Below are 2,080 nucleotides of genomic sequence, written 5' to 3'. Positions count from 1 at the left end.
GCAGGGGAGCCGTAGCCCGCATAACCACCGTTGCTTGCTTTTGCTTGTCTGCCTTGTTCTAGCCGCTCCCAGGCAGATAAATCGTTTGAAGGGGTCGCTGTCATAGGGGATGTCAATGCAATAACTTGCAAAACCATATTATCGCAACTTAACGTCGCAAATTTGTTTTGATTGGGGGCAGCCGATGACGACTTAGAAAGTAAAACCCGCGCATGAGCAGGGACTAGATGTCACCATCGATGTCTGGGACGACCAAACTATAGACGATACCCCCGGGAGGCGGACAAAGTTAAAGGGTCAAAGGCCAAGCATTTTTAGATGAGGAGCGGGTCAAGGCTGGATTTCTATTGTAAAACGCAGCGATCAGAGAATTTGTCCTAAGTTACACAAAATCAATTTGGAGATATAAACATGGGTACGGCTACATTTATTCAAGATGAAACTGAATTCGATTCCCTCTTAAAGAGTGAATCCCTGTTGGTGGTAGATTGCACGGCAACCTGGTGTGGACCTTGCAAACTGGTGGCACCGTTGATCGATCGATTGGCCGATGACTATCGAGATCGCGCCAAAGTCTTCAAACTTGACCTGGACAGTAACAAACCCGTAGCCAAACGCTTTGGGATTAGAAGTATTCCGGCTGTCATGGTATTTAAACAGGGGAAATTGATAGAAACATTAGTTGGGGTTAAACCCTATGAAGAATTTACCGCTGCAGTAGAACGACAATTATAGTCTTCCACTCTGGACAAACGTCCGACCTTAACCCTTTCCTTCTCACACCACTATTCAATTTTGAGGTATGGCGATGAACAAGCTTATAGAAATTCGGTGTCCCAACTGTGGCAGCGTAGCTCAACGGCTCTTGAGCGATCGCCTACCCGCAGGATATAAGTGTCCGGCCCGGCAGGTTGCTCAGACGGAATGCCCAGTGTGTGATTATTTCATCGCCATGTGTTGGCAAAATGGCGCTGTGCTGGAGGCCTATGCTCCAGGCATTCAGGGGAACACAGCTGCGGCTGTGCCGCCCCAAACCCAACCAGCGATCGCCCATTGGTCTTTGTCATCTGTGTTCAAAGTGGCACTCAGCCCACAAGAGTCTAGGAAATTGCTATCGGGACAACCCTAGTCAACTTTTGCGTTTATACCAGTTCTTTAATTTAACAACACCATCCAACTCCTATGCTACAAGCTCAAGAAATTATGACCCAAAACGTTGTCACCATTCGTGGTTCGGCAACGGTTGCCGATGCCGTGAAATTGATGAAAGAAAAAAAACTGCGGGGTTTGATTGTCGAACCGCGCCATGAACAGGACCCCTATGGAATTGTCACCGAAACCGACATCGTTTACAAAGTGGCGGCCTTTGGCCACGATCCTAAAACTATGCGGGTTTACGAAATTATGGCCAAGCCCTGTGTGGTCGTCAATCCCGAACTGGGGGTGGAATATGTAGCCCGGTTATTTGCTCAAACCCGCATTCGCCGCGCCCCGGTGATTCAGGGCAAAACTTTGCTGGGCATTATTTCTGTCAGTGATATTCTCTTCAAGAGCGATTTTGTCGAAAAGCCCAAGCGGTTGTTCATTGAAGATGAAATTGAAGCGGCCCGGGAAGACGCGCGGGCAATTTGTGCGGCCAAGGGTGAAATCTCTCCCGATTGCGCCGCAGCCTGGGATGTGGTGGAGGAACTCCAAGCCGAAGCCTCCCATCAACGGGTCAAAAAACAGGGGACTAACTCACTTCAGTCCTACTGCGAAGCCAATCCCGATGCCTTAGAGTGCCGCATTTATGAGGATTAAATCTTGGAGGAATGTAAAGATTTATTAAAATGTAACATAGGCTACAGCTTTACTTAGTTTAGTGTGTACTGTTTCGCTGTCCTCCTTCTGTCTTGGGTTGGCCTGTTGCTTCACCTAGCTGCGAGGGGGGACTCACTAAGTTCTTTGTCCCCTTTCTCCTGTAACAGTTCTTGATGGGTTTGTCTGAGTTTAGCCTGATTGATAATGATAGCGAGCTTGTAAAAAATAAACCTTATTTCCTGTGACTTTATAAACCAAACGATGCTCTAAGTCGATCCGT

4 protein-coding genes and 1 pseudogene are annotated in these 2,080 nt (G+C 47.7%); 3 read left to right on the top strand and 2 right to left on the bottom strand.

Features of this window, described 5'->3' with window-relative positions:
- A pseudogene (locus tag PX481_RS13020) lies at positions 1-137 on the bottom strand (recombinase family protein); the annotation flags it as partial.
- Positions 138-411: 274 nt separating this feature from the next.
- Here PX481_RS13020 and trxA point away from each other — a divergent pair.
- From trxA to PX481_RS13005, 3 genes are all read left to right on the top strand, one after another.
- Positions 412-735, top strand: a complete 324-nt coding sequence (trxA, locus tag PX481_RS13015; protein ID WP_002763751.1) for a thioredoxin — start codon at positions 412-414, stop codon at positions 733-735.
- A gap of 67 nt (positions 736-802) precedes the next feature.
- A complete protein-coding gene (locus tag PX481_RS13010) occupies positions 803-1,129 on the top strand; it encodes a hypothetical protein (protein WP_002763752.1) in 327 nt (108 codons plus the stop codon).
- A gap of 53 nt (positions 1,130-1,182) precedes the next feature.
- Positions 1,183-1,800 (top strand): CP12 domain-containing protein, encoded by a 618-nt coding sequence (locus PX481_RS13005; RefSeq protein WP_002751597.1) that lies wholly within the window; start codon positions 1,183-1,185, stop codon positions 1,798-1,800.
- A gap of 189 nt (positions 1,801-1,989) precedes the next feature.
- Here PX481_RS13005 and PX481_RS13000 read toward each other — a convergent pair.
- The coding region (locus PX481_RS13000) for a type II toxin-antitoxin system YoeB family toxin (RefSeq protein ID WP_353852193.1) at positions 1,990-2,080 on the bottom strand (91 nt) is incomplete at its 5' end.

The organism is Microcystis sp. M53603_WE2, assembly GCF_030065435.1.
This window is presented reverse-complemented; position numbering and strand designations above follow the sequence as displayed.

What these genes read in the sequence shown, in the direction of transcription:
- PX481_RS13005 (WP_002751597.1), top strand. Translation starts at nt 1,183, where the DNA reads ATGCTACAAGCTCAAGAAATTATGACCCAAAACGTTGTCACCATTCGT.
- trxA (WP_002763751.1), top strand. Translation starts at nt 412, where the DNA reads ATGGGTACGGCTACATTTATTCAAGATGAAACTGAATTCGATTCCCTC.
- PX481_RS13010 (WP_002763752.1), top strand. Translation starts at nt 803, where the DNA reads ATGGCGATGAACAAGCTTATAGAAATTCGGTGTCCCAACTGTGGCAGC.